This is a genomic window from Pseudomonas sp. HMWF021, from assembly GCF_003061005.1.
Lineage (GTDB): Bacteria > Pseudomonadota > Gammaproteobacteria > Pseudomonadales > Pseudomonadaceae > Aquipseudomonas.
This window is the reverse complement of the sequence record NZ_QAIK01000041.1, coordinates 98,465-100,606: the sequence shown is the minus strand read 5'-3', so window position 1 is coordinate 100,606 and position 2,142 is coordinate 98,465. Positions and strand designations below refer to the sequence as shown.

The following is a 2,142-nucleotide window of genomic DNA, read 5'->3' as shown; positions in this document are numbered from 1 at the left end:
GCGGGCCGAGCCATCGGCGGATGCCGATTGCCAGTAATGCTCCATTTGGTCAGCCAGCAGGGCCGACAGGTTGCCGGAAATCCGGGTGACCGCATTTTCCCAGGCCATTTGGTCTGCGGCGGTCGATTTTCTGGATGGATTGGAAAATTCATGCTTCTGACCCGGTGGCCACTGCCTGTGACGATAGTGAAGCAGCACGGCATCGGCCAGGCTCATCGACTGCTGCCAGGGACGTACACCGTTTTCGTCTTCGGTAAACAGGTTGACGCGCGTATGGTGCTGGTCAAGCCCGGCAAACGCAGGTGCGAGCAGTTTGCCCAGCATGAGTTCCAGCAAGTGCCTGAGCGATGGCAGCCGTTTCAGTTCATCGAGCATTGCCTGTGTATTCAGGTGCTGGCTCTGTCTTACGAGCGACTTCTGGTAATCGAATACGCCGCCTTCCATTTCTTTGAACGAGAGCGAGATCCCTGCGTGCTCCAGCAACTGTTTGCGCTGGGAAATCGCCAGAAACGCGAACAGATCGTCATCGCTGTCAGCGGCCTTCAGGCGCGTTTCGAGGTGCTCGACCATGGCTGCGCGGCTGTGATGTTTCGTGATGCCATCGTACGGCGTGTAAAGGATCGTGCCGTTGTCGTCAGGGGTAGCGCTGAGGGCAAAACAGCCTGCCAATGGCACCGGCGCCGACGCATCGGTATTGAGCAGGATGACTTCGGCGGTCATTGGCGGCGTTTGCTGTTGGCGTGATGTTTTGGTGAGCAGAAGGACGTGGCCCAGCCAGTTGAAATCCTTGTCGGTCAGACCGTGGACTTTGCCAAGCTCCACCCATAGACCGCGGTGGTTGAGGGCTTGGGGAAATAACAGTGGCGCAGTGGATCGGGGCATGTTCAGTCTCGATGGAAAGCGCATGGGCGAGCTGCCCGCGCAAGTCTGTCAAGGCTAAAAGGCTTAGTGGGAGCGCTGGTGGTACATAGTTATTGCATCGCCTGCCGGATCATCGAGGGTTGACACGCGCTCGGTCCGGCATGGTTAATCGGCGGGCAAGTTGTTCATACGCTGTTGTTCCCTCCAATAATTAGTCTGGAGCTTCAGATGCCTGCGCCACACGATTGCGTGTCTACCCCCGTTGCGTCCTCGCTCACGCTCGATGCGCTGACGCAACTGCTTGAACGGATTTTCCTGCGCCACGGTACATCGGCGTCTGTCGCCCGCACCCTGGCCGCCAATTGTGCCGGTGCTGAACGCGACGGCGCGCACAGCCACGGCGTGTTTCGCATCCCCGGTTACGTCTCGACCCTCGCCAGTGGCTGGGTCAATGGGCAGGCTGTGCCGCAGGTCGAGGACGTGGCGCCCGGGTTTGTGCGGGTCGATGCCGGTAACGGCTTCGCCCAGCCGGCATTGGCTGCCGCGCGGCCGCTGCTGGTGGAGAAAGCCCGCAACGCCGGGATCGCGGTCCTGGCGATTCGCAACTCCCATCACTTCGCGGCGCTGTGGCCGGACGTCGAGCCGTTCGCTGAAGAAGGGCTGGTGGCACTGAGTGTGGTCAACAGCATGACCTGCGTGGTGCCCCATGGCGCCGACCGGCCATTGTTCGGCACCAACCCGATTGCCTTTGCCGCTCCACGGGCCGGCGGCGCGCCGATTGTGTTCGATCTGGCGACCAGCGCCATTGCCCACGGCGATGTGCAGATTGCCGCGCGCAAGGGCGAACGCCTGCCCGCCGGAATGGGCGTGGACAGCCTCGGTCAGCCCACGCAGGACCCGAAGGCGATTCTTGAGGGCGGTGCGCTGTTGCCATTTGGCGGGCACAAAGGTTCGGCGCTTTCGATGATGGTCGAGTTGCTGGCGGCCGCGCTGACTGGCGGCAATTTTTCCTTCGAGTTCGACTGGTCAAATCATCCGGGAGCAAAAACTCCATGGACCGGGCAACTGCTGATCGTCATCGATCCGGACAAGGCTGCCGGACAGCGTTTCGCCCAGCGCAGCGAAGAGCTGGTGCGGCAGATGCATGGGGTGGGGCTCAAGCGCTTGCCGGGTGATCGTCGGCATTTGCAGCGGGCCAGATCGCTGGCCGAAGGGATCGTACTGGATGAACAGACGCTGGCTCAGTTGCGAGAGCTGGCCGGGGAATAATTGCCAGAAAAC

1 protein-coding gene and 1 pseudogene are annotated in these 2,142 nt (G+C 61.3%); one reads left to right on the top strand and one right to left on the bottom strand.

The features are described 5' to 3' along the window. Nucleotides 1-882: pseudogene (locus DBR18_RS28765) on the bottom strand (hypothetical protein); the annotation flags it as partial. Between the two features lie 207 nt (nucleotides 883-1,089). On the opposite strand from DBR18_RS28765, the gene DBR18_RS05330 reads away from it, so the two are divergent. Then, complete coding sequence (locus DBR18_RS05330) at nucleotides 1,090-2,130, top strand: Ldh family oxidoreductase (RefSeq protein WP_108589531.1); 1,041 nt, start codon at nucleotides 1,090-1,092, stop codon at nucleotides 2,128-2,130. Nucleotides 2,131-2,142 lie beyond the last annotated feature (12 nt).